This window comes from Bacillus pumilus (assembly GCF_038738535.1).
Classification (GTDB): domain Bacteria; phylum Bacillota; class Bacilli; order Bacillales; family Bacillaceae; genus Bacillus.
The window spans coordinates 3,261,387-3,285,122 of the sequence record NZ_CP046128.1 but is presented as its reverse complement, the minus strand read 5'-3'; the positions used below and the strand labels follow the sequence as shown (position 1 = coordinate 3,285,122).

26 protein-coding genes and 2 pseudogenes are annotated in these 23,736 nt (G+C 42.3%); 22 read left to right on the top strand and 6 right to left on the bottom strand.

The window, feature by feature from the left end:
• Window positions 1-47: 47 nt before the first annotated feature.
• On the top strand, window positions 48-527 hold the full coding sequence (locus GKC25_RS16780; protein ID WP_034660361.1) for an Lrp/AsnC family transcriptional regulator: 480 nt from the start codon (window positions 48-50) through the stop codon (window positions 525-527).
• A 54-nt stretch (window positions 528-581) separates the two neighbouring features.
• Here the strand turns inward: GKC25_RS16780 and GKC25_RS16775 are convergent, their stop codons facing one another.
• Window positions 582-1,742, bottom strand: coding sequence for an MFS transporter (locus GKC25_RS16775; RefSeq protein WP_034660359.1), 1,161 nt, complete (start codon window positions 1,740-1,742; stop codon window positions 582-584).
• Between the two features lie 69 nt (window positions 1,743-1,811).
• Entirely contained in the window at window positions 1,812-2,582 is a 771-nt protein-coding gene (hemQ, locus tag GKC25_RS16770) for a hydrogen peroxide-dependent heme synthase (protein WP_034660358.1), read from the bottom strand.
• Window positions 2,583-2,822: 240 nt separating this feature from the next.
• Here hemQ and pta point away from each other — a divergent pair, with 240 nt between their 5' ends.
• The 10 genes and pseudogenes from pta (at window position 2,823) to GKC25_RS16720 (ending at window position 9,723) form a co-directional block, all read left to right on the top strand.
• Complete coding sequence (gene pta / locus GKC25_RS16765; RefSeq protein WP_034660357.1) at window positions 2,823-3,794, top strand: phosphate acetyltransferase; 972 nt, start codon at window positions 2,823-2,825, stop codon at window positions 3,792-3,794.
• Window positions 3,795-3,980: 186 nt separating this feature from the next.
• Complete coding sequence (locus tag GKC25_RS16760; protein WP_187704219.1) at window positions 3,981-4,391, top strand: YwqH-like family protein; 411 nt, start codon at window positions 3,981-3,983, stop codon at window positions 4,389-4,391.
• The gene (locus GKC25_RS16755; protein WP_106030627.1) at window positions 4,384-4,662 is read left to right on the top strand and encodes a YwqI/YxiC family protein; all 279 of its coding nucleotides are present in this window, start codon (window positions 4,384-4,386) and stop codon (window positions 4,660-4,662) included. Before GKC25_RS16760 ends, GKC25_RS16755 begins: the two co-directional genes overlap by 8 nt.
• A gap of 11 nt (window positions 4,663-4,673) precedes the next feature.
• Window positions 4,674-6,196, top strand: a pseudogene (locus tag GKC25_RS16750) (T7SS effector LXG polymorphic toxin).
• Window positions 6,197-6,212: 16 nt separating this feature from the next.
• On the top strand, window positions 6,213-6,539 hold the full coding sequence (locus tag GKC25_RS16745; RefSeq protein WP_034660349.1) for a hypothetical protein: 327 nt from the start codon (window positions 6,213-6,215) through the stop codon (window positions 6,537-6,539).
• A 184-nt stretch (window positions 6,540-6,723) separates the two neighbouring features.
• Window positions 6,724-7,335, top strand: a pseudogene (locus GKC25_RS16740) (pre-toxin TG domain-containing protein); the annotation flags it as partial.
• 15 nt (window positions 7,336-7,350) lie between these two features.
• Window positions 7,351-7,740, top strand: a complete 390-nt coding sequence (locus tag GKC25_RS16735) for a hypothetical protein (protein WP_187704217.1) — start codon at window positions 7,351-7,353, stop codon at window positions 7,738-7,740.
• Between the two features lie 321 nt (window positions 7,741-8,061).
• Window positions 8,062-8,454, top strand: a complete 393-nt coding sequence (locus tag GKC25_RS16730) for an SMI1/KNR4 family protein (RefSeq protein ID WP_187704216.1) — start codon at window positions 8,062-8,064, stop codon at window positions 8,452-8,454.
• Between the two features lie 170 nt (window positions 8,455-8,624).
• Window positions 8,625-9,470 carry a lipoate--protein ligase family protein gene (locus tag GKC25_RS16725; RefSeq protein ID WP_034660343.1) on the top strand — a complete coding sequence of 282 codons (846 nt, stop codon included), beginning with the start codon at window positions 8,625-8,627 and terminating at the stop codon, window positions 9,468-9,470.
• A 19-nt stretch (window positions 9,471-9,489) separates the two neighbouring features.
• Window positions 9,490-9,723 carry a DUF5970 family protein gene (locus tag GKC25_RS16720; protein WP_034660341.1) on the top strand — a complete coding sequence of 78 codons (234 nt, stop codon included), beginning with the start codon at window positions 9,490-9,492 and terminating at the stop codon, window positions 9,721-9,723.
• Between the two features lie 34 nt (window positions 9,724-9,757).
• Here GKC25_RS16720 and GKC25_RS16715 read toward each other — a convergent pair whose 3' ends face one another.
• Entirely contained in the window at window positions 9,758-10,558 is an 801-nt protein-coding gene (locus GKC25_RS16715) for an RsfA family transcriptional regulator (RefSeq protein WP_034660339.1), read from the bottom strand.
• A 238-nt stretch (window positions 10,559-10,796) separates the two neighbouring features.
• Between GKC25_RS16715 and GKC25_RS16710 the strand changes: the two genes are divergently transcribed.
• The 4 genes from GKC25_RS16710 (at window position 10,797) to GKC25_RS16695 (ending at window position 14,058) form a co-directional block, all read left to right on the top strand.
• Window positions 10,797-11,018: a DUF1450 domain-containing protein gene (locus GKC25_RS16710; RefSeq protein WP_003215259.1), complete on the top strand. Its 222-nt coding sequence runs from the start codon at window positions 10,797-10,799 to the stop codon at window positions 11,016-11,018.
• A 170-nt stretch (window positions 11,019-11,188) separates the two neighbouring features.
• Complete coding sequence (locus GKC25_RS16705) at window positions 11,189-12,490, top strand: HD domain-containing protein (RefSeq protein WP_007497716.1); 1,302 nt, start codon at window positions 11,189-11,191, stop codon at window positions 12,488-12,490.
• A gap of 30 nt (window positions 12,491-12,520) precedes the next feature.
• Window positions 12,521-13,021, top strand: a complete 501-nt coding sequence (locus GKC25_RS16700) for a YwgA family protein (protein WP_034660337.1) — start codon at window positions 12,521-12,523, stop codon at window positions 13,019-13,021.
• A gap of 224 nt (window positions 13,022-13,245) precedes the next feature.
• Window positions 13,246-14,058 carry a zinc-dependent metalloprotease gene (locus GKC25_RS16695; protein WP_034660335.1) on the top strand — a complete coding sequence of 271 codons (813 nt, stop codon included), beginning with the start codon at window positions 13,246-13,248 and terminating at the stop codon, window positions 14,056-14,058.
• A gap of 48 nt (window positions 14,059-14,106) precedes the next feature.
• Here the strand turns inward: GKC25_RS16695 and GKC25_RS16690 are convergent, their stop codons facing one another.
• On the bottom strand, window positions 14,107-14,292 hold the full coding sequence (locus tag GKC25_RS16690; RefSeq protein WP_012011601.1) for a 2-hydroxymuconate tautomerase: 186 nt from the start codon (window positions 14,290-14,292) through the stop codon (window positions 14,107-14,109).
• A gap of 114 nt (window positions 14,293-14,406) precedes the next feature.
• Between GKC25_RS16690 and GKC25_RS16685 the strand changes: the two genes are divergently transcribed.
• Window positions 14,407-15,063, top strand: coding sequence for a site-2 protease family protein (locus GKC25_RS16685; protein ID WP_252067798.1), 657 nt, complete (start codon window positions 14,407-14,409; stop codon window positions 15,061-15,063).
• Window positions 15,064-15,075: 12 nt separating this feature from the next.
• Window positions 15,076-15,594: a YwhD family protein gene (locus tag GKC25_RS16680; protein ID WP_034660332.1), complete on the top strand. Its 519-nt coding sequence runs from the start codon at window positions 15,076-15,078 to the stop codon at window positions 15,592-15,594.
• A gap of 125 nt (window positions 15,595-15,719) precedes the next feature.
• On the opposite strand, the gene GKC25_RS16675 is transcribed toward GKC25_RS16680, so the two are convergent.
• Window positions 15,720-17,789, bottom strand: a complete 2,070-nt coding sequence (locus tag GKC25_RS16675) for a transglycosylase domain-containing protein (RefSeq protein WP_034660331.1) — start codon at window positions 17,787-17,789, stop codon at window positions 15,720-15,722.
• Window positions 17,790-18,013: 224 nt separating this feature from the next.
• On the opposite strand from GKC25_RS16675, the gene speE reads away from it, so the two are divergent.
• The 5 genes from speE (at window position 18,014) to argS (ending at window position 22,420) form a co-directional block, all read left to right on the top strand.
• Window positions 18,014-18,844: a spermidine synthase gene (speE, locus tag GKC25_RS16670; protein WP_012011597.1), complete on the top strand. Its 831-nt coding sequence runs from the start codon at window positions 18,014-18,016 to the stop codon at window positions 18,842-18,844.
• A 69-nt stretch (window positions 18,845-18,913) separates the two neighbouring features.
• Window positions 18,914-19,786 carry an agmatinase gene (gene speB / locus GKC25_RS16665; protein WP_088003052.1) on the top strand — a complete coding sequence of 291 codons (873 nt, stop codon included), beginning with the start codon at window positions 18,914-18,916 and terminating at the stop codon, window positions 19,784-19,786.
• A gap of 69 nt (window positions 19,787-19,855) precedes the next feature.
• Window positions 19,856-20,203, top strand: coding sequence for a hypothetical protein (locus GKC25_RS16660; RefSeq protein WP_034660328.1), 348 nt, complete (start codon window positions 19,856-19,858; stop codon window positions 20,201-20,203).
• A gap of 124 nt (window positions 20,204-20,327) precedes the next feature.
• Window positions 20,328-20,750 (top strand): DUF1934 domain-containing protein, encoded by a 423-nt coding sequence (locus tag GKC25_RS16655; protein WP_034660326.1) that lies wholly within the window; start codon window positions 20,328-20,330, stop codon window positions 20,748-20,750.
• Entirely contained in the window at window positions 20,747-22,420 is a 1,674-nt protein-coding gene (argS, locus tag GKC25_RS16650) for an arginine--tRNA ligase (RefSeq protein ID WP_034660325.1), read from the top strand. Before GKC25_RS16655 ends, argS begins: the two co-directional genes overlap by 4 nt.
• Before the next feature lie 293 nt (window positions 22,421-22,713).
• Here the strand turns inward: argS and GKC25_RS16645 are convergent, their stop codons facing one another.
• Window positions 22,714-23,685 (bottom strand): S66 family peptidase, encoded by a 972-nt coding sequence (locus tag GKC25_RS16645; RefSeq protein ID WP_187704213.1) that lies wholly within the window; start codon window positions 23,683-23,685, stop codon window positions 22,714-22,716.
• Between the last annotated feature and the right edge of the window lie 51 nt (window positions 23,686-23,736).

The window sequence follows — 23,736 nt, the reverse complement described above, 5'->3', positions numbered from 1 at the left end:
ATAAAATACTTTTCAAATGGAACGACTTTCGGATAGGAGAGGTACGAATGAAAATCACCGATGTTGATGTGCATATTTTAAATGAATTGAAAGAAGATGCCCGCTTGTCTATGAGGGAATTGTCCAAACGAGTCAATTTATCCGCACCTGCGGTAGCAGAAAGAGTGCGTAAATTAGAGGATGCAGGGATTATCGAAGGGTATTCGGTTCAGGTCAATTATAAAAAATTAGGGCTTATGATTGACTGCCTGCTGGAAGTCACAGTGCTAAACGGGGAGTATCAACGTTTTGTGGCTTTTATGAATCAGCACCCACGCGCTTTTTTTGCTTATCGAGTGGCAGGACAGTCATGCTTTTTCATTAAGCTGTCAGTCGCTTCTCTTGAAGAAATTGAAGCCTTTATTCAGGCAGTGTCTGGGTTTACAAAAACCGTATCTCATATCGTCTTGTCCGAGCACGCCTTTTCTCATCCAGTACAGGAACGTGTGAAACAAATAGAAGAGCCAGAAATGACCGTGATGAAATAAAAAAGGACCTGACAACGAATGTGAGGATTTGTCTGCACGCTAAAAGGACCTAACTCAGGTCCTTTTTGTTCGTCTATCTGACTGATAGCTCATGATCGTGATGATGAGCCCAATGAAGGTTACAGCTGCAGCAAATAACGGTACAAGCTGTAAATGTGTAAGTTCGATGGCGAGACCGCCAAGCGCTGCACCGCCAGCATTCCCAATATTAAAGGCAGAATGACTAAGCGTCGATGCGAGTGTCGGTGCTTCATGTGCCATGTTCATCGTGCGGTATTGCAAGGTAGGAACAAGAATAAATGAAATGATTCCCCAAACAAAAATGGTCAGCACAGCAGGTACTTTGAATTCGGAAGTGATTGTAAACAATAACAGGACAGCCATCAGCAGGATCAGTGTCACCATAATACTCGGCATCAGCTTCCAATCGGCAAGCTTTCCGCCAACTAAATTTCCAATAGTGACCCCAAGCCCGAAGAGAACAAGGATGAGCGTCACCCCATTTTCCTGAAAACCAGTCACTTGCAGCAGGATCGGGCTGATATACGTAAAGGCGGTAAACACACCTGCAAAACCAAAGATCGTCATTGCAAAAGAAACGAGTACCTGTGGCTTTTTCAAAACAGACACTTCATTTCGAATATCCAGTACTTCTTCCTTCGATTGATTGGGTACTAAGCTGATGATACCGATTAAGGAAATGAGACCAATGACGGCAATGACAAGAAACGACATACGCCAGCCAAATTGATTTCCGATGAAGGTACCAAACGGCACACCCAGTACATTGGCGACCGTCAGTCCTGTAAACATGAAGCTGATCGCACTTGCACTTTTCTCCTTAGGCACAAGCCGCGCAGCCATTATGGCTCCGACGCCAAAGAAGGTTCCATGAGCAAATGACGTCAAAATACGTGAGGCCATTAATAGACCGTAAGTGGTCGATACAGCGGCAACAGCATTTCCCGCCACGAACAGGATCATTAATAGAATGAGAAGACGTTTCCTCAACATTTTCCCAGTTGATAATGTTATAATAGGTCCGCCAACTGCGACACCAAGTGCATATCCAGTAATCAGCTGCCCTGAAGCAGAAATAGATACATGGAGATCATTTGCGACGTTTGGCAAAAGTCCCATAATGACAAATTCAGTCATGCCAATCGAAAACGCACCGAGCGTTAAAGCGAAAATAGCGATGGGGAAGTTTTTCATGATGTGATCACCTTTCTAAAAAAAAATACATAAAAAGGCTTCGGAAAGATCCGAAGCCTTAAGAGTTTATCATACATGAAAATAAGACGCCAGCTGCTCGTTTGCTAATCGGTTTCCGACAAAGAAGGAACCAAATTCGCCGTAGCGTGCACTGACTTCATCAAAGCGCATTTCATAAACCAATTTTTTAAATTGAAGCACATCGTCAGCGAAAAGAGTGACGCCCCACTCATAATCATCAAAACCGACGGAGCCTGTAATGATCTGCTTTACTTTCCCAGCATAACTGCGGCCAATTAAGCCGTGGCTTCTCATGAGTGATTTACGCTCATCCATGGAGAGCATGTACCAGTTGTCATTGCCAGAACGTCTTTTATCCATTGGATAGAAGCACACGTATTGAGAAGAAGGGAGCTCTGGGTATAGACGCGCACGTACATGCGGGTTCTCGTAAGGATCTCCGCCATCTCCGCCTCCAGCTAAGTAGTTGCTGAGTTCCACAACTGAAACGTACGAATAAGCTGGGATTGTAAACTCTGCTAGTCGTGTTTTATTGAATTCAAGTTCAATTTCACCCAGTTCTTCCATGGTTGGACGCAAAATCATGAGCATAATATCTGCTTTTTGGCCGACAATACTATAGATTGTTTGGCTTCCAGCCTTATCGTGCTCAGCTGTTTTCCATTTTTCTAATAGACCTGTGAACTCATGAAGAATCGCTTGGCGCTCATCACTTGTCAGCAGCTTCCAAGCTGTCCAGTCAAAGGTTCTAAAATCATGCAGTGCATACCAGCCGTCTAGTGTTTGAGCTGCTTCATTGGTTGTATGTTGTTCGCTCATTTATTTCACTCCTATTTACAGTTTTCCATCTGTTCCAACTATAACATAGTTTGTCCAAATGAAGATGTGATCAAAACTTGAACGACGAAAACAGCTATTATGGAAATTGATTAAATTAGTTTGAAAAATAAGAATTTAATTTGTAAGCGCTATAATGTAAGTTGGTAGTTTGAATTTATGTAGAAGAAGAGTATGCTTAAAAGAGAACGCTTTTTTTGTAAAATCAAGGAGGGTATATAAGTGGCAGATATTTTTTCAACAGTTCAGGAAAAGGTTGCAGGTAAAGGAGTAAAGATCGTTTTTCCTGAGGGAATGGACGAACGCATTCTAACAGCCGTTCAAAAACTAGCAGATGGCAAAGTATTGCAGCCAATTGTTGTAGGTAAAAAACAAGAAGTTGAAGCAAAAGCAAAAGAATTAGGTCTTACACTTGATGGTGTTGACGTGTATGATCCTCATACATATGAAGGTTTTGAAGAGCTTGTACAAGCTTTCGTAGAAAGACGTAAAGGCAAAGCAACAGAAGAGCAGGCAAGAAAAGCATTACTAGATGAAAACTACTTCGGTACAATGCTTGTGTACAAAGGTCTTGCAGACGGACTTGTGAGCGGTGCAGCACACTCAACTGCTGACACAGTGCGCCCAGCACTTCAAATCATTAAAACAAAAGAAGGCGTAAAGAAAACATCTGGCGTCTTCATCATGGCTCGCGGCGAAGAGCAATATGTGTTTGCTGATTGTGCGATCAACATTGCACCAGACAGCCAAGATCTAGCTGAAATTGCGATCGAAAGTGCAAACACAGCCAAAATGTTTGACATCGAACCACGTGTGGCAATGCTTAGCTTCTCTACAAAAGGCTCAGCAAAATCAGACGAAACAGAAAAAGTATCTGAAGCAGTTCGCATTGCAAAAGAAAAGGCACCTGAGCTTGTACTTGATGGAGAATTTCAATTCGATGCAGCTTTCGTTCCTTCAGTAGCAGCGAAAAAAGCGCCAGATTCCGTCATCAAAGGTGATGCGAGCGTATTTGTTTTCCCTAGCCTAGAAGCTGGAAACATCGGCTACAAAATTGCACAGCGCTTAGGTAACTTTGAAGCTGTAGGTCCAATCTTACAAGGCTTAAACCAGCCAGTAAACGATCTTTCAAGAGGCTGTAATGCCGAAGACGTTTACAACCTTGCGCTTATCACAGCAGCTCAAGCACGATAATAGTAACGATCAAAAAAGCTAGTTTCGTTTTCACACGAAGCTAGCTTTTTTTGCGCGTGTGAAATAGGTATAAAAACCCAATACCTACGATTCATTTTTCGTTGAATTCGTTTTCAATCATATGCCTCTTGTGCTAGGAAATGGTAACATAACGGAGGACTATTTGAGGAATAGAGGTGTTTGACGATGTCTGGAGCTGTCATCGGTTATACAACAGCCTTGTATTCGTTAAAGGCAGACATATCCATAAAAAAAGAACAAATCATCGAACTCAACATGTGTCGAAAAGAAATAAAAGAAGCAAAATCGGTTCTGGCAGATGCTAACAAGAAAATCACTCATCCTGATCTGACATCACATACATGGTTTGGCCGTCTTGCAGATACGTTTGATGACATTCGAGACGAGATGGCATCCGCCAGTCAAGAGATAAAAAGTGTACAGCTGACCAATTTAGTGAATCGAATTGATGAGAAAATCAGTGACCTAAAATCGGAGATCCATTCGTTAGAACATGAGATTCATTCTGTTGAAAGAAAAATAGAGAAAGAAAAGCAGAAACAATTGGAAGAAAAAAGAGGGAAGTCACATGAGTAGAGAAATCAAAATAGATGCCAGTGAAATCAATCGAGTTTTACAACAGGCCAAACAATCAGGCGCTCAAATGAATGCAAAACTTCCAACAACCATCAAAGGGAGAAACCAGCTCCTGGCAGCAGACACATTAGAAAAAATCAACCAACAGTTGAACGAATTAAGTACATCCTACATAGGCATTCTTCAGAAACAGCTTGTACAAACAGAACAAGCGGTGAACACCATGATTGAAACGGACAAGGCGCTTGCCTCCAGCAGTAAAAGAAAATAAAGGAGAACGCAATGAAAACCCTTGACGTCTTTGCGCTAATAAACGGAATTGACCAAACGCTGAATATATTAAAGCAGCAGTCACAACAAATCAGCTCTTTAGAAAAACAAATTCATCATATCATTTCACTCGATGGTGCACTAAAGGGAGAGGCGGGACAAGCCATCCGCACCTTTTATACAGAATGTCATATTCCCTTCCTGCAATTTTTTCAGGTCGTCATTGAGGAATACAGCACTGCGCTGAAAAGCACAAAACAGGCGCTTCATGCGCTTGAATCAAATCAGCACGGCTTGATCTCACAATCATTTATTGAACACGAACTAGATCAAGGACTAAAAAAAGCGGAGGCACGATATCTGAGATTGTAACGGATGTAAACCATGCCATCGGCAGAATTGGTCATATTGTTCATTTGCCAAATGTAGAAGAATCAGCTTTTCAGCAAAACTATCAAAAAGCATGGCTCGAGACCTCAAGAACCATTGGCCTGCTTCATGCATTTGACAGAGAGCAGACAAGCGCTTTACAAGAAACAAAAAGCTCCCTTCAAACAATAAAACAATACATAAACACCTTGAGCACCATGTTCACCGGCCCAAAAATCGATATCACCACCTATCAAAAGGGGTCTATTTTCAAAGATGGAAAAGAAGAAAAAGTGAGCAGCACCATCAGTGGATTGAATGACAAAATAGATAACCCGAAAGACAATCCGATGATGATCATGCTGAAGAAACTGAGTGAGAAAGAACGGGCGAATGTGGAGACGGTTGTCCACGAAAAGCCGTCTAGTAAAATCAATCAAACGACCGTGACCTTAAATGGAAAAGTATATCATATAAATGAGTACAAAAAGATCAACTTCGAAAATGCCAAAACGGTTGAGGTCATGCGAGACGGAATGCTGTATCGGTTACGAATATCTGAAAAGAACAAAGTAACAATTGAGAGCGTTAAACCGATGTCAGATGTAAAAACAGGCGATCAACCCCAAAACATCTTAAATACAGCGGTTGAATTTACAGGAATAAACGACGCCATTCGAGCGATTACAGGAAGAGATCCTGTAACAGGTGATAAAGTCGCTGATATGGATCGTTTAGTATCCGGGGTGTACATGGTTCCAAGTGCCAACATTGTTAAAGTGGGGAAATATGTTTTTAAAATTATTAAAGGGGAGAAGGTAGCTAAGAGGGTTGAGAAGAGTGCTGGAAGTGCGAGGAATGGGGCTAAAGATTTTGAAAAGTCGTTAGTGAAATTGCCTCCAGCAGAGCGCGTTGCAGCTGTAAAAATAAAAGTACAAGAAGTTGCTAAAAGTAATGGCTTAATAAAAGATTCAAAATTAAGTAAGATTAATAGTAGGGATGTATATAAAGACCCTAAAACTGGAGATTTATATTCAGTAGATACGCAGCATGGTCGTTTTGAAAAAACAAATAACAAGGGGAAGCATCAAGGAGAAGTTGATTTTGATTTCAAACAAACTAAACCTGCTGATGCATCTGGTGGTCATAATTTAAAAATTAAGTAGAGAGGATGTAATAGAAATGATTGGGAATGATTGGATATCTGTTCGTGAAATTGAAGACGATACTCGAATTTGGGCTGGAACTATAATCAGAGTTTTTAAGGAGGAAATAAATAAGGACAACATAGAAGATAATTTCTATGATTACATCGTTTCTTTTATTTATGATAACAATGAATATTTACAATTAACCTGCCTAACTCAAGGGGAGGGTGGAAATATTGTTTGTATATTGCAAACAGAACCAAATTCTAATTATTCATTAGGTAAGGAATTGAAAAGAATGATGGATGATGGTTCAAACTCTGTTTTTGTGAAATTTTCACCTGAATGTATCGTTAAATAAACCTCTAATATGAGTTGGACAGACCAGATTCTTTTCAAAATAAATGAGAATAAGTGATAGAAAAGGTGAGTTTACAGAGATGTCGCTCATCTTTTTTCTATCTAAGTTAGTTTTATGATGGCACAATACAAATCGATAAAGTGATTGGATATTTTGAAGGAACTGATACAGAAAAAATCAAATCCGCAGCTGCGGAAACGCCAAACGCATATTAGACGGTGAAGTCGTCTCAACCACCGAAAACATCATCCTAGAATACAGCGGAATCTACGACGGTTATCGAGCCTTCACCGGCAAAGACCCCGAAACCAGCCAAAACATCAGCAGCACAGACCAAGCTCTGTCCGCAGCTTCTATTATCCCAATCACGAAAATAGTGAAGGTTGGGAAATATGTTTTTAAGATAGATCAAGGGAAGAATGCGGTGAAGAGGGTTGAAAAGACGGCTAAGGATATAAAAAAGCTGCCTTCAGCTTTTGCGGATCGTGCTAAATTAGAAGGGCATTTTGATAAACATGGAAAAGAGTTCTCAGGACTATATAGAAATGCTAACGAGTACCTTGAAGGTGCAAAAGTGGTCATTAATAGTGGCATCAAAGTTAAGTATCAATATAAAGGTGAAATAAGGACAGGGTATGTCAAATTTATGGGGAATAATAAAAGTGGTAAGGCTAAGTTTGAATTTGTAGGTACAAATAATAAAAATGAAATTACGACTTACCATACCCAAAGTGGAAAAAAGATATGGAAGACAATAAATGGTGAAAATATTCCAGTCATCAATCCATCAGAGTAGAGAGTGAGGGCTATTATGGTATACGACTGTTTTGTTAAAAGACTCGATCCTCAGATTGAGGAGGAAACAACAATTGAGATTAATGGAATAGAATTTACAGGATTTGCTGATGTTTGTCCGTATGAAATTGAAGTAGGAAAAAGTTATCCAGTTTCAATAGGATTTACTATATTAGACGAGCTTAATATTCATGAAATTCCGATAGAGAAGAAAGAGATTGAACGTATTGATTCGGGATATGAATATTATTTAAGAGGTTTGCTAAAAGAGGATAAAATTGATGCGGGTTTAATTTTTACTGACGAAGATGAGTATTTCATCGATTTCCCTGAATTAATGAATAAAACTGTTGAAATAAAAGTTGATAGAATTAGCATAGAATTTTTAAGAACAAAAACTAACTAATTGGTAGGATATAATCTACAAATTTTGTATAGAAAGGGTGTACAGACTAGAAAAAATAAAAACATCCAATTGGTTATTAAGTATCAGTATTCTTATTGTTATGGGAACAGCTTTGATGAGAGGAGTTTGTTTCTCAGATGCTGATTATCGAGGTTTCCCTATTGATTGGCTAGTCCTGCACGGACATCATACTTTTGAATTTCTATGGTTGGGTTTTATACTTGATGTGGTCATTTTCTATTTTCTTTTAAAAATGCTCCTTCGTTTGTATAAAAGGGTGATGGAAAAATCAGCAGCTTAAAATAGAGGAGGCTCTTCAACATGATCAATTTACCTCAAATCCCACATCTGCACATGAACGAACCAGCAAGTGAAAAACACATCAAAGAGGCAGAATCCCAACTAAACATGGTGCTGCCCGATGCTTATAAGAACTTGCTGAAACAGACAAATGGATGTTCCGTTGGCGGCGATGTCCTACTATACGGCACTGAAGACATTACGGAACGCAATGCAACGTGGGAAGTCCAGCAATATGCAAGCGGCTATGTGGCGATTGGCGACGATGGCGGCGGACAAGTACTTCTCATGCGGCTGGTTGAAGATGAGAAAAAGGTATGGATTGTTGATGCTGGTGTAATGGACCCTCAGCATGCTGAGTTGATGACTGGAAACTTGCTGAAATGGGTGAGTGAGGGATGTATCATTGAATGATCACACTGCTTGAATGCATGAATCACTGAAAAGTAAAACCAAATCATCCAACTGAAACGCTCTGTGACGCCAAATGTCATGGAGCTATTTTGATGATATCTCTCTCATTCTCCCTCCATTCATCCCATGTTATAATAAACACAGTTTATGAACGAGAGGATATGCAGGACATGAAAAATGAACCTATTGAGTTACTGACACAGCCGAAATGGCGAATCATAGATCAATCGAGCCTCGGTCTTTATGTGGACCCGAAGCAATCCTTTGCGATGGATGATACGCTTTGTGCGTCGGTTGGGAAGGGTCTCTCACCAGCGACAGCGCGTTCTTGGGTACATCACAATACGATTGTGCTTGGGATTCAGGATACAAGACTTCCATTTCTGCAAGATGGCGTGAAACTGCTTGAGGAAGAGGGCTATCGCGTCATTGTACGCAATTCAGGCGGCCTTGCTGTGGTGCTGGATGAAGGTGTCTTGAATGTGTCATTAATCTTTGCAGAACAAAAGAAGGGCATTGATATTGACCGCGGGTATGATGCGATGGTGGAATTGGTCCGCCGGATGCTGTCTAAGTATGAGGTGGACATTGAAGCTTATGAGATTGTCGGCTCTTATTGTCCGGGCAGTTATGATCTAAGCATCAATGGAAAGAAATTTGCAGGCATTTCTCAGCGTAGATTACGCGGTGGAGTCGCTGTGCAAATTTATTTGTGTGCAGATGGAAGCGGGCGGGAACGTGCCGACTTGATCCGCCGTTTTTATGACGCCGCCTTAAAAGACAAACGAGAAGAAGTGAAGGCCGTATTTCCTGATATACAGCCAGATACGATGGCGTCTTTATCAGAATTAACTGGAGAACCAATTGATTGCGCGCTTCTTATGCGTCTTTTACTAGAAGAGCTTCAAAAGCTCAGTGATCAGCTGACAGCGTCAGGACTGAACGCAGAAGAACAACTGGAATTTGAGAAAAACATGACGCGGATGATTGAGCGGAATGAAAAGGTGTTTTCGTAAAAAGAAAGGAAGGGTTCTGGTGAAATCCAAAAACGGCGGTTACCTCTATTTACTATGGCTTCCTGTCATCATGGGAGCCGGCTACGGCATTTCGCTTTTGGTGCCGTTTCTTCAGCCTGTACTGACACTTGGCATCGCAGGTCTTTATCTTTTTATATTTGGTGATTTTCAGGTGAGACAAGTCAGGTATATTTTTATGTTCGTCTTTTTGATTAATGTCCTTTTTAGTGTGATGCTATTTTTGGGCATTTAAAAAAGTGCTTCCCGCAGATGGGGAGCACTTTTTGTTATTCTGCCATTTTTTCGAGGTTGCCGTTCCGGTCCATTTTAAAGGTTGGAGCGGCAGTGTCGTCCTCTTCAAACAAAACTAGTTTTCTTGCACGGTTCATGATTTTGACAAGTGTTTCATAATCTTCTTGAATGGTGAGCTGATCCTTTTCAAGCTTTTTCACTTCCGCTTCTAGCTGTGTGACTTTATGTGAAAGTTCGTTGTTTTCTCGTTTTAACCGGCTGTTTTCCATGCGTAAGGCAGACGATTGCTGGCCATCACCTTCATAGCGGCGCAAGAAATCAATGACATCTTCGATGGTTAAATCCTGTTGCTGCCTAAAAGGATTGGCTTCTGGCTTTTTCTCTACGACATGAGAAGCTTGTGACAATAAATGTGATAAACTAGCTAACTCTTCATTGTAGCTTTGATCCACAAACTGAAGCTGCTCGGCTGTTTCAGATGCTGGTGCAAACGTTTCTTCCTGCGCTGGTTCCAGCTCCTGTGAGAATTCCTCTTGCGTGACCGTTTCTTCTACTTGCGGCTGATAGAGTAATCGTTTCTTTGCAGGCTGGCCATTGCCGAGTGCGCGCATCCGTTGTTTTCGCTGCTTTTTGGCAAGGGCTAACGCTTTTTCATATTGATGCCTCACAACAGCATTCCATCTAAAACCGCATGCCGCTGAGGTACGGTTCAGCTTGTCTCCTACTTCTTCAAACGCATTCAGCTGTGTGCTGCCCTCTCTGACGTGACGTAAGACGGTTTCTGCCAAAAGGAGATCATCTTCCTCTGACCAAGCATCTTGTCTTTGTTTTGACATGTTTAAACCCCCATATGATTTGATGGTATTAGATTAGCCAAGTTCAAGAAAGTTTATACAAGTTTGCTAAAAGGATAGTGGAAAATACTAGCTTTTATGTAAGCGCGTATCGGCGGTTACAATGCGTCTTGCAAGTCCAGCCGCTTCGATGTACAATGTTGGGTGGTATATTATGACTCTTGGTTGTCCAACTGTTTCATATAGAATGAAGTTCATCATTGAAAGGAAGCGTAAGACCATGGCTAATGAGTTTCGCGTATGTGACGATTGTGATGCGACGAACCTAAAGACGTTGCTGCCTCGACTCAAATCGGTTGACCCTGATGCAAAAATTGAGATTGGCTGTCAATCCTATTGTGGTCCAGGACGAAAAAAGGCTTTTGCGTTTGTAAACAATCGCCCATTATCCGCACCAACAGAAGATGAGTTACTCGAAAAGGTTCAAAAAAAAGTCAAATAAATGTCACTGAATGTGTTCAGTCGACCTAAAAAGAGGTCCGTCCCTGTCAGGTCGGGCTTTTTACGTCCGTGCAATCTTTGAGAACACATTCACCAGCAAATTCAAGGATGTTTTCGGGGAAAGTTACCCGATATAATAGAAACACGTCTTAAAAAAAGAGGGACGAAACGATGGCGTATCCAAAAGGGAAATTATCTGAGGAAAAGGTATTTAAAGATCCTGTGCACCGTTATGTTCACGTACGGGACGCATTAATATGGGATTTAATAGGAACAAGAGAATTTCAGCGCCTGCGACGAATTAAACAGCTAGGAACCACTTACTTGACGTTTCATGGTGCAGAACACAGCCGTTTCAATCATTCACTCGGTGTATACGAGATTGTGAGACGGATTGTGGATGATGTATTCAAAGGTCGGCCGGAATGGGATGAGGGAGAACGCGAGCTGGTACTGAGTGCAGCCTTGCTTCATGACCTCGGACATGGTCCATTTTCTCATTCCTTTGAAAAGGTCTTCCACTTAGACCATGAATCGTTTACAAGAGATATTATTTTAGGGCAAACCGAAGTCAATGAAGTGCTTCGCCGGGTTAGTGATGATTTCCCGAAGCATGTGGCAGAAGTGATTGCCAAAACGTATCAAAACAAGCAGGTGGTCAGTTTGATCTCAAGTCAAATTGATGCCGACCGTATGGACTATTTGCAGCGTGATGCCTACTATACAGGCGTCAGCTACGGCCATTTTGATATGGAACGTATTTTGCGCGTGATGCGTCCGAGAGAAGATCAGATTGTGATGAAGCAGAGCGGGATGCATGCGGTCGAGGATTATATTATGAGCCGCTATCAAATGTACTGGCAAGTTTATTTCCACCCAGTGACACGCAGTGCGGAAGTCATTTTAACGAAAATTCTCCATCGTGCAAAAGAGCTGCATGAAACGGGCTATATTTTCACACATGCCCCTGTTCATTTTTATTCGATCTTTGAGGGGAATGTCACCACAGAGGACTATATTAAGCTGGATGAATCCATTGTCTTATTTTATTTTCAGGCGTGGGAAGACGAAGAAGATCACGTGCTGGCTGATTTGTGCCGCCGTTTTATGAACCGCCGATTGTTCCAATATACAGAGTTTAATCCGAATGAAGAAATGACGAAATATTTCAAGCTGACCGCCTTGTTCAAGGAGGCAGGCATTGATCCTGACTATTATTTAGTCGTCGACTCTTCCTCTGACTTGCCCTACGACTTCTACAGACCAGGGGAGGAAGAAGAGAGACTGCCGATCCACCTTTTGACGCAAAGTGGTCATATTAAAGAGCTGTCGAGACAATCAGATATTGTTGACGCCATTTCCGGTAAACGAAGAACCGATCATAAACTTTATTTCCCGATGGACTTAATTGTAGATATGTCGGAAAAAGCTGAAGAAAAGAAGGCGATCATGAAGCTGCTTGGATTGGGATAAGGAAGTACTGAAAAAGGAGATGTCGGGAATTTGTTGAAAGAGCATGCAAAGTTGATGAAGGTATTCTCTGAATCAGGGGAAATCGTTGGACGGAAGAAGCTGCAAAAGATGATTTACATAGCAAAAAAGCTAGATTTGCCTTTTTATGAGAAATACGATTTTCATTTTTATGGCCCCTATTCAGAGGAGTTGACACTCAGAATTGAAGAGCTGTGCAACCTTGGATTCTTGGACGAAATGAAGGAAAAAAAGGGCGGATACTATCAATATCGCTATTCGCTGACGGACAATGGGAAAGAGTTTCTCGATCAGTGTGAAGTGGACATGCCTGACCTCAAAGTACTGACGCAGCAGATGAACGAGCAGTCGTCTCGTTTCCTAGAGCTCGTCTCCACAATTTTATACTTTGATGACCTGCCAGAAGATGAGGTAAAGGAAAAGGTCTTCACTATTAAAAGCAAGCAGCGCTATACGGACGAAGAATTTGAGGATGCTCTTGCTTATATTGAACAATTGAAGGAATTGAACTAGTTTCGCAAAAGCCCAGCATTTAGGGCTTTTTTTGTTTTGTAAGACCCAGACCAAAAGCGCTATTTTCCGATGAAATGTGTGCTGAAATATCCGGAAAATTAGTGAATATGACGTATTTCGACTTTTTTTCTGTGTATCCAATTCCCTGTTTTTGACTGAATAGAAGGAAAATGGTGAATTTTCAGTGAATATATAACCTTGTGAAAATCAAAGGAGGGATAGGAATGAAAAAGCGTTCAGTCTTTTTGTCATTTTTATTGGTAGGTAGTTTGTTACCGGGAGTAAGTTCAGCTTCAGCACCAGTCGCGAGTGCTGGTCATGGGCATGATCATGGTCATGCGCCGTTCGAAACACATATTAGTGAGGGGTTGCCAAAGGCAAACGATTTTAAAGATTTGACGAAAGCACCTCCAATTGAACGAGATGTGAAAACAAAGGTATTAGATGAGTCTGGTAAGCAGGTAGGCTCTAGAACCTTTAAGGCGAATACAGGAGATTCTATTTCAACAAAGGCAAGTACAGGCAGTCAGAAAGTAACGGTCTATGCTGTAGCAGATGCGCAGTATCGTGCGAAATATAGTGACTGGCAGACGCGGATTGTCAGCATCATTGAGCAAGCGGACGTGACCTTTAACCGTGATCATGATGTGGACTTTGTCGTACAAGCCGTAGGATCTTGGACGTCTTCAGGATCAAATGCAGAGCAAATTTTATCTAACCTTTCGCGCAGCTTTGATGGCAGAGGATACGATTTTGTCACTGGATTTACAGCAAATCCAAACTTTGATGCGGGCGGAATCGCTTATGTATACAATAGTGCACCGAGCGGAAGTGCATTCGCCGTTAACCTTGATCAAGGAACAGCGAACACCGCAAAAGCGGCTACGCATGAATACGGTCATAACTTTGGCTTACCGCATGACCCTCAAGGCAGCGGCATTGTCTGCTTAATGAACTATGATTATTCCTACACAGTCGATTTCTTTGATGCGGCTCATAAAAATCAAGTGAACCGTAACAAAGCGTGGTACAGATAAAATAAGAGACAAAAGGACAAACACCTATGTGCTTGTCCTTTTTTATGCTTACAGGTCGCTGATGCGTTTTCCTGCTACGGCATAGTGTTCTTTTTTCATTTCTTCAATAATGACAGAGACTTTTTCTGCACCTGCGCCTGTTGTTTCAACAACAGCATCAGTGACTTTCTCCACAAGAGCTCTTTTCTGCTCGTCTGTTCTTCCTTCTAGCATTTGAACGGTGACAATCGGCAATGCGAAAACCTCCTTTTTCCTTTTCGTGCTACGCTTCCCTTTAGTTTAAGGGACTTCTTATAGTATACTGAATGGAGTAAATCATTGTATAGAAAGAAAGAGGGATTCATGCCTTTGGACCAATTTCTTGTGTATCCATTAGAACTTATTCCATATGTCGCTATTACGCTTGTTGTTGCATTTACGATGCACGAGCTGGCGCATGCATATGTTGCGTATCGTTTCGGAGACCCGACAGCTAAGAACCAAGGGAGACTCACGCTAAATCCACTGAAGCATCTCGATATATTCGGGACGATTTTAATCTTTGTCGCTGGGTTTGGCTGGGCGAAACCTGTGCCGGTGAATCGATACCATTTTAAAAAACCGCGCTTAGCAGGAATCTGCGTCTCGATTGCTGGCCCATTAAGTAACTTGGTGTTGGCGTTTCTAGGCTTTTTCGTGTACGTGCTTCTTCAGAAATTTGGCGGGGAGTCGCTCATGCGCTTTGAGCCGGGCGTCGATAATTTTTTCTTAATCTTTATTAACTTGAATGTCATTTTGTTCCTATTTAACCTATTGCCACTTCCGCCGCTGGATGGGTATCGTATTATTGAGGACGTCGTCAGTCCCCGTATCCGGGCGAAAATGACGCAATTCGAACAATATGGGATCATTATTTTTCTCATATTCGTGATTACGCCGCTAGGACAGTTTGTTTTTGGTCCATTGATCGGAATGCGGGATCAAATCATATACTGGTTTAATCTTATTTTGAAACCGCTGCTTTAGGAGGTCTAATGAATGGAAGGTAAAAAAAAGAAACCAATTGGTTTTAACATCATTAAAAAAACAGATGCAACCGACGGACACGGGGGCTTTGGAGCGGGTGCGCTCAGCCTTGATAACATTTCGCCAGTGATCATTGACGTAGAGGAAAAGGAAGCTGTCATTGATATTGGTGCGATGCATGCAAGAAGTGCCGTGGAAAAAGGAATTAAATTCTTGAAAAGCAAAGAAGAGGTGCCGAACGGAAAGCCGTATTGGCTCGTATGGGTGACCATTGACCGCAGAGAAGATGGCCCTTATTATGCGGGTGTGACGGCTTGTGAAATGACCGTCGACCGTTCAATCCGCCGCGGGTATAAGTCGCTTCCAGAGCATGTGAATTTAATGGATAAATCGATGAAGCGAAAAATCGTCGTCAGTCATATGGATGACGTATCGAAAAAGGTGCTGGCTGATTTCTTGAAGAGTCATAATAAAGCACTATGGGAAGCATCCACAGATGAATTAAAAGAAGGATTGTCTGTCTCTGAATAATTGTGAAATTTTTGTGAAGAATGGCGGATCGCTACCAATTCCAGCTGTTTTTTGAGTAAACTGGTGTTAAAGCTAGGACATGGAGAATCCCGAGATGCAGATCTCGGGGTTTTTCATGTCCTTTTTTAACGTTTCAGCCACTTTTCCCACCATTTCTTTGGTTTTTGATCTTGAACCGGATCTTGTTCAGAGGCTTTGTCCTCAGCACCGTAGCAGACACCTGTCGGCTCCGTTCCTTCTATAAAATAGGTGAATACCTTTGATTCACATCCTGGGCCTGCGAGATCGCCGGTTTTTGGATTGATATACACACCTTTTACACCGTCTGGCGGCATGAAGGAGGAGGCTGGCTGCTTCGAGAGGGCTGATTCCATAAAGGATGCCCATATCTTTTTTGCATAGGCTGTTTCTTCGACCGAGTCAATGGTGCGCCCTTTATCATAGCCCGTCCACACACCCGCGACGAGCTGGGGAGAGAAGCCGATCATCCAGCTGTCGGCTCCTGTCGTTCCCGATTTTCCTCCGTATGTTCGCGTTAGATCCTTCATAATGGTGCGGCCAGTGACACTCGTATAGCCGTTTAACTGATCATTGAACATTCCTGACATCATATCGGTGGTAATAAATGCTGCTTTTTCATCTAGGACTTGCTCTCGTTTTTGTTTTTCTTCATAAAGCACGTTGCCTTTTGCGTCCGTTACTTTCGTAATAAAGGTTGGTTTGACACGTTTTCCGCCGTTGACCAGCATGGCGTAAGCATTGGTCATTTCAATTGGTTTGACAGGGGACGTGCCAAGGGCAAGTGATGGCACTTGATCTAGTTTTTCGTTGATTCCAAATGTTTTGCCAGCACGTACAAGCTGCTCCATTCCTAAAAATAGATGGGTTTTCACGGCATAAATATTATCAGACAGCGCCAAGGCTTGAAGCATGGTAATGCCGTCATTGGCGTAATAGCCATGATAATTGCTTGGTGAATAAGCAGCACCGCTTCCTTGATCATCGAGCTCAAAAACCGTTTCTTCACTGCGCATGACGGTTGCTGGTGTAAACCCATTCTGCAAGGCAATGTAATAGAGGAGAGGTTTCATTGTTGAACCGGGCTGTCTTTTCGCTTGTGTCACCCGATTGAATGGACTTTTCTCATAATCTCTTCCCCCGATGAGGGCGAGTACATGACCTGTTTGGGGATGGATAGCGGTAAAGCCGATTTGGATGTCTGATTTCGAATACATCGTGTTTTTTAACGTCTTCTCTGCGATTTTCTGTAACTCTGGATTTAAAGTCGTTTGGATATGAAGTCCATAGGTTTCAATCTGTTCCTCAGTTAACCCCAAGCTTTGTTTCAACTCACGAATCACATCATCATAAAAATACGGGGCTTGCTTTGCTTGCAGCTGCTTCTGCTGCAAAGGGCGATAGGACAGTTTTTCTTTCGAAGCTTCAGCGGCTGCCTTTTTCGTAATCATGCCGTCATCTTGCATTTGCCTCAGAATCATATTCTTTCTTGCACCGGCTTTCTCTTCATTCACATAAGGCGAATAGAGAGAAGGGCCCTTTGGGATACCGGCAAGTAAGGCAGATTCGGCGAGGGTCAAATTCTTCGCTTTTTTCCCGAAATACAGACGGGACGCCGCTTCCACGCCATACGCTCCGTGACCATAATAAATGGTGTTCAAGTATCCTTCTAAAATCTCATCTTTTGTATAGTTTTGCTCTAAGCGGATCGTGTAAAAGGCTTCATTCCACTTCCGCTTCCACGTTTTATCATGATCTAAATACAGGTTTCGTGCATATTGCTGGGTGATCGTGCTGGCTCCTTGTACCTTAGCCATGGCACGAATATCAGCCACTGCAGCACCCGCCATCCGTTTCACATCAAAACCATGATGCTCATAAAAGGTTTTATCCTCTACAGCTACAGCTGCCTGCCTGATATGAGGGGACATGTCCTTTAATGGCACCCAATATCTCTTTTCTCCAAAGTTGGATTCTCCAAGCTTTGAACCATCGGCTGCATAAATGGTCGTGGATTGGGGAACTTGAACGGAAGGGGCACCTTGCCATTTGGCAAGTAAAAGAATCGTCAAAAAGACAGTGCCTGCAAATAGAAAAGCGAGCAAGCCGATAAAAAAACAGGCTCGAATCGTTTTCACGGTCATGCGGATTTTTTTATTACTCATGATTGTGTCCATGCAAAGCCCCCATTTTGACGGTTTTTTATCAGTATGGAACAAAGAAAACCGTTTTAAACAAATGATTGCAAGAGCGTGCATTAAAATTGAAGAGAACTCATGCGGTTCTTTACAATTTGATATGAATCCACTATACTTTTTTCTTGGACAATCGATATAGTCATAGCCGATAAAGGCGCTAACAATAGATGTTTGTTTATTATTGGATGAGAGGAAGATGGACAATGAGCGAACTTTGGTATACAGAGAAGCAAACGAAGAATTTTGGTATTACATTGAAGGTGAACAAAACCCTTCACACAGAACAAACAGATTTTCAGCATTTAGAAATGGTGGAAACAGAAGAGTTTGGCAATATGCTGTTTTTAGACGGTATGGTGATGACATCTGAGAAAGATGAGTTTGTATACCACGAAATGGTGGCACATGTTCCTCTTTTCACTCATCCAAACCCGGAAAATGTTCTTGTCGTAGGCGGAGGAGACGGCGGTGTCATTCGTGAAATCCTCAAACACCCAAGTGTGAAGAAAGCGACACTTGTTGATATTGATGGAAAAGTCATCGAATACTCGAAGAAATTCCTTCCTTCTATTGCTGGAAAACTAGACGATCCTCGTGTGGATGTCAAAGTCGGAGACGGCTTTATGCACATTGCCGAAGCTGACAACGAATATGATGTCATCATGGTGGACTCAACTGAACCAGTTGGTCCAGCTGTGAATCTGTTCTCTAAAGGATTTTACGCAGGAATCTCAAAAGCACTTAAAGAAGACGGTATTTTCGTGGCACAAACGGACAACCCTTGGTTCACACCTGAGCTGATTACAAATGTACAGCGTGATGTGAAAGAAATTTTCCCAATCACGAAGCTTTACACAGCGAATATTCCAACGTATCCAAGTGGTCTTTGGACATTTACCATCGGTTCAAAAAAATATGATCCACTTGCTGTAGAAGACAGCCGTTTCTTTGATATTGAGACTAAATATTACACAAAAGAATTGCACAAAGCGGCATTCGTTCTGCCGAAATTTGTGAGTGACTTAATCAAATAAATCAAGCGAAGTGGAAATGCGCAAATGACAGTTTGCGCATTTTTTGAAGCGTAAAAGGAGGAATCTTGTTTGAGATTCGACGAGGCTTATTCAGGAAAAGTGTTTATTGGAAGTCATCCGACATGGGAAGATGCAAAAGTCATTTTATACGGTATGCCGATGGATTGGACCGTCAGTTATAGACCGGGCTCACGTTTTGGCCCAAACCGTATTCGTGAAGTTTCGATTGGATTAGAGGAATACAGCCCTTATTTAGATCGTGAACTGCACGAGGTACCATTCTTTGATGCCGGTGACATTCCGCTTCCTTTTGGAAATGCACAGAAAAGCTTAGACTTAATTGAAGAGTATGTCGACAGCATTTTAGAAAAAGGGAAGTTTCCATTAGGAATGGGCGGTGAGCATCTTGTGTCTTGGCCGGTTTTCCGTGCGATGCATAAGAAATACCCTGATTTGGCGATTATTCATATGGACGCACATACGGATCTTCGTGAGGAATATGAGGGTGAGCCTCTGTCTCATTCAACACCGATTCGTAAAGTAGCAGGACTTATTGGACCTGAGAATGTGTTCTCTTTCGGGATTCGTTCTGGGATGAAGGAAGAATTTGAATGGGCAAAAGAAGCGGGCATGCACATTTCTAAATTTGAAGTGCTGGAGCCATTGAAGCAAGTATTGCCAAAGCTGAAGGGGCGTCCAGTTTATGTGACGATCGACATTGATGTATTAGACCCGGCTCATGCACCTGGTACAGGCACGGTGGATGCTGGCGGTATTACATCAAAAGAGCTGCTTGCATCTATTCATGCGATTGCAGGTTCTGATGTCCAAGTAGTCGGTGCAGACCTTGTTGAGGTAGCACCTGTATATGATCATTCTGACCAAACAGCGAATACAGCGAGCAAGCTTTTACGCGAAATGCTGCTTGGATTTGTGAAATAACACCTTGATAGAGGAGCTTGTCATCTCATGTGGACAAGCTCTTTTTTTACATGGAAAAGGAGGCAGTTCATGTTTTCTTCTATATTGATGGTGCTTCTCGCTTTATGTGTGTTAGCGGCAGGCATTCTCACGCTGAAACGAGAGCTCAAAGCTGAGCCGCCCGTTTTTGCTTCGAAAAAGGAAGCAAAGGAAGAGATGATGGGGCTGTTTCAGGATCGAGGCTTTTTCTATCTGACGGCCATTGCGTTATTCATGCAGGTGGTATGTAAGCAGACGCAAATCGTGCCATTTGATTTTTTTCAGGTATTTTTGGCAAGTTCAGGCGTACAAGCTCTTTTTTATTTAATCAACAGAAAAGACTTGGGCGTAAAGGCTGGATTGGTGGTATTAGTGAGTGTCCTGTTTCTTTTTTTCTAAAGGGATGGCGGAAGATCAAAAACGAAGTTTAATCGCCGTGAAGAAGAGAAATGATGGTATGATAGGCGATCATGAATATGGTATACTATTTTAGTTAAACGGGTCTTAGCAAAGGAAGTGCAAAATGACACAAAACCAAATTTCAATTCATGTCAAGTCAGTGATGAAACCAGAGACGGAGCCGGCTGAAACGATCGAATTCCGCACGACTGGAACGTATCAAGAGAAGGATGACAAAACGTATCTCACTTACCATGAAGAACATGAAATGGGTCAAGTAAAAACCGTTGTGAAAATGAGTGAAAAAGAAATTTTTGTCATGAGATCAGGTGCCATTCAAATGAAGCAGCGCTTTCTCATCGGAGAAACGACCGTCACACATTACACGATGCCCTTCGGTACACTACAGCTTGATGTACACACACATGGCATTGATCTAGATGTGGACAAGGGACTGCTGCACATTACGTACGATATGCTGACAGGGGAAGATCAAAAGCATTTACATACATTATCGATTTCGTATAAGGAGGATTTACGTTCATGAATATCGCAGAACAGGTCAAAGATGCGTTAAAAGAAGAAATCATTGCGGCAGTCGTCAAAGCAGGACTTGCTGATGAAAGCCAGGTACCAGATGTCCTTTTAGAAGTGCCGAAAGACAAAACTCACGGTGATTACTCCACCAACATGGCGATGCAGCTTGCCCGCATTGCGAAAAAAGCACCTCGCCAAATCGCAGAGGACATTGTCAAAGCGTTTGATAAAGGGAAAGCTTCTATTGAAAAAGTGGATATCGCAGGTCCAGGATTCATTAACTTTTATATGAACAATCAGTATTTAACAAAGCTCATCCCAGCTGTCCTTGAAGCAAAAGAGGCATATGGCGAAACGAATACAGGCGGCGGTCAAAAGGTGCAAGTCGAATTCGTCTCAGCCAACCCAACAGGTGACCTTCACCTTGGACATGCCCGCGGAGCAGCTGTAGGTGATTCCCTTTGCAACATCCTTGATAAAGCAGGGTTCGATGTGAGCCGTGAATACTATATCAACGATGCAGGGAATCAAATCAATAATCTCGCTTTATCTGTAGAAGTACGTTACTTTGAGGCACTCGGTCTTGAAAAAGAGATGCCTGAAGACGGCTACAGAGGAGAAGACATCAAAGGCATCGGGCAAAAGCTTGCGTATGAATTTGGTGACCGTTTCGTGCATGAGCCAGAAGAAGAGCGGATGAAGTTCTTCCGTGAATACGGATTAAAATACGAATTAGAGAAATTGCGTGTAGACCTTGAGAATTTCCGTGTTCCATTTGATGTATGGTATTCAGAAACCTCTTTATATGAAAACGGAAAAATCGAACCAGCGCTGGAAACACTTCGTGAAAAAGGCTATGTCTTTGAAGAAGACGGTGCAACATGGCTGCGTTCAACTGATTTTGGTGATGACAAGGACCGTGTGCTGATTAAAAAAGACGGCAGCTTCACTTACCTGCTTCCAGACATCGCATACCATAAAGACAAACTAGACAGAGGCTTTGACCAGCTCATTAACATTTGGGGAGCGGACCATCACGGCTATATCCCCCGAATGAAAGCGGCGATTCAAGCACTTGGATATCCAGCTGGCAAGCTCGAAGTAGAAATCATTCAACTCGTTCACCTTTACAAAAACGGTGAAAAGATGAAAATGAGTAAGCGTACAGGAAAAGCTGTCACCATGCGTGACCTGATTGAAGAAGTAGGCCTAGATGCCACTCGTTATTTCTTTGCGATGAGAAGTGCGGCGACACACATGGACTTTGACCTAGACTTAGCGATTTCTACGTCTAACGAAAACCCTGTGTACTACGCACAATATGCGCATGCGAGAATTTGCAGCATGCTGCGTCAAGGTGAAGAAAAAGGCTACAAGCCGAGCCTTGAAAAAGCAGATTTCTCTCACATTCAATCGGAAAAAGAATACGATCTTCTCAAAATCATTGGCAGCTTCCCAGAAGTTGTAGCAGAAGCAGCTGAAAAGCGCATTCCGCACCGCGTGACGAACTATATTTATGACCTTGCATCAGCCCTTCACAGCTTCTACAATGCCGAGAAGGTTATTGATGTAGAAAACGAAACAAAAACAACAGCACGTCTTTCACTCATGAAAGCAACACAAATCACGCTTGCTAATGCATTAAAACTAATTGGCGTATCTGCACCGGAAAAGATGTAATACAAAAAAGCCCCGCTCTACTATAGGAGTGGGGCTTTTTTATAAGAAAACACCCGCTATCTTCTAAGGACAGCAGGTGTTGAACATTACCCAAGCGTATTAATAATGTTAGAAATAGAATCGAATAATTGACTAAGTACATCAGAAAACATGTTTTTGCCTCCTCTCTTTTCTTTTTACATCTACTTAACGAAGGGGATGGAGGGTTGGATCACTTTTTTCTGAAAAAATTTTATAAAAGATCGTGGCATAGAAAAAAGCACCGTTTATTTGGGTGCTTTTTTGGCTCTGTTTTATGATAGAATGCGCAGCTGCACGGCTCCATCTTTACACGCTAGCTTCACGTCTCCGCCAATCGGTAAGGTGAAGACCGGCTGCGTATGTCCGATATCGACATCGTAGATCACTGGGATGTGTTTGAGCATTGGATGTTTATCTAAAATGAACCTCAAATGTTCCTCTGTCATCTCGGATTTCTTTTGGAAGCGTCCGATGATCAACCCTTTGATTGATTCTGCATGCTGCATGAGGGAGGTGAGGTCTCTGGCGAACATTTCAGGGAAGACCAACTCATCATCCTCTACAAATAAGATGGCATCCTTGATTTGAGGCATAAACGATGTCCCTTGCAGTAAGTTCAGTGTACAAAGGTTTCCGCCAAACAAGGTGCCTTCAGCTGTTCCTTCCTGATATATTCCCCATTTCGTCGGATGAAACTGCCTGTTCGCTTGATCGAGATACCACGCATCATCACTCCACTTTGTCGAAGGGATCACATCAAATGGCTCACCGCCGCTCATCAAGCAGGCTTGAAACATAGCGGACTGCTCCTCTTGCCCCTGCTCCATTTGGAAGCTGGAGAAATGGGGTCCAGAGTATGTCACCATATCACATTTGGCGGTAATGGCGCTTGCGAGTGCGGTGATATCACTGTAGCCGCAAAGAACTTTAGGATGCTGACGAATTAAGTCGTAATCAATGTAAGGCAAGAGTTCATTGCAATTGAAGCCTCCGATGGCTGTCAAAATACCGTCGACTTCATCATCTGTGAACGCCTCATGCAGATCAGACAAGCGGTGTTCAATGGATAACGAGGAATGAAGATCACATTCAAACGCGTGTTTTCCAAAAGAGACAGTGAAACCTAAGGTCTCTAAACGTTTTTTTGATTGAGAGATTCCATCTTCTGATAAAATGCTGGCACTTCGGCTTGGAGCAATGACACGAATATGATCGCCCTTTTTTAAAGGAGAGGGTGTATGCATAAACAAATCTTCCTTTCCATCACATATTTCTCCATTATATCGGATCAAATG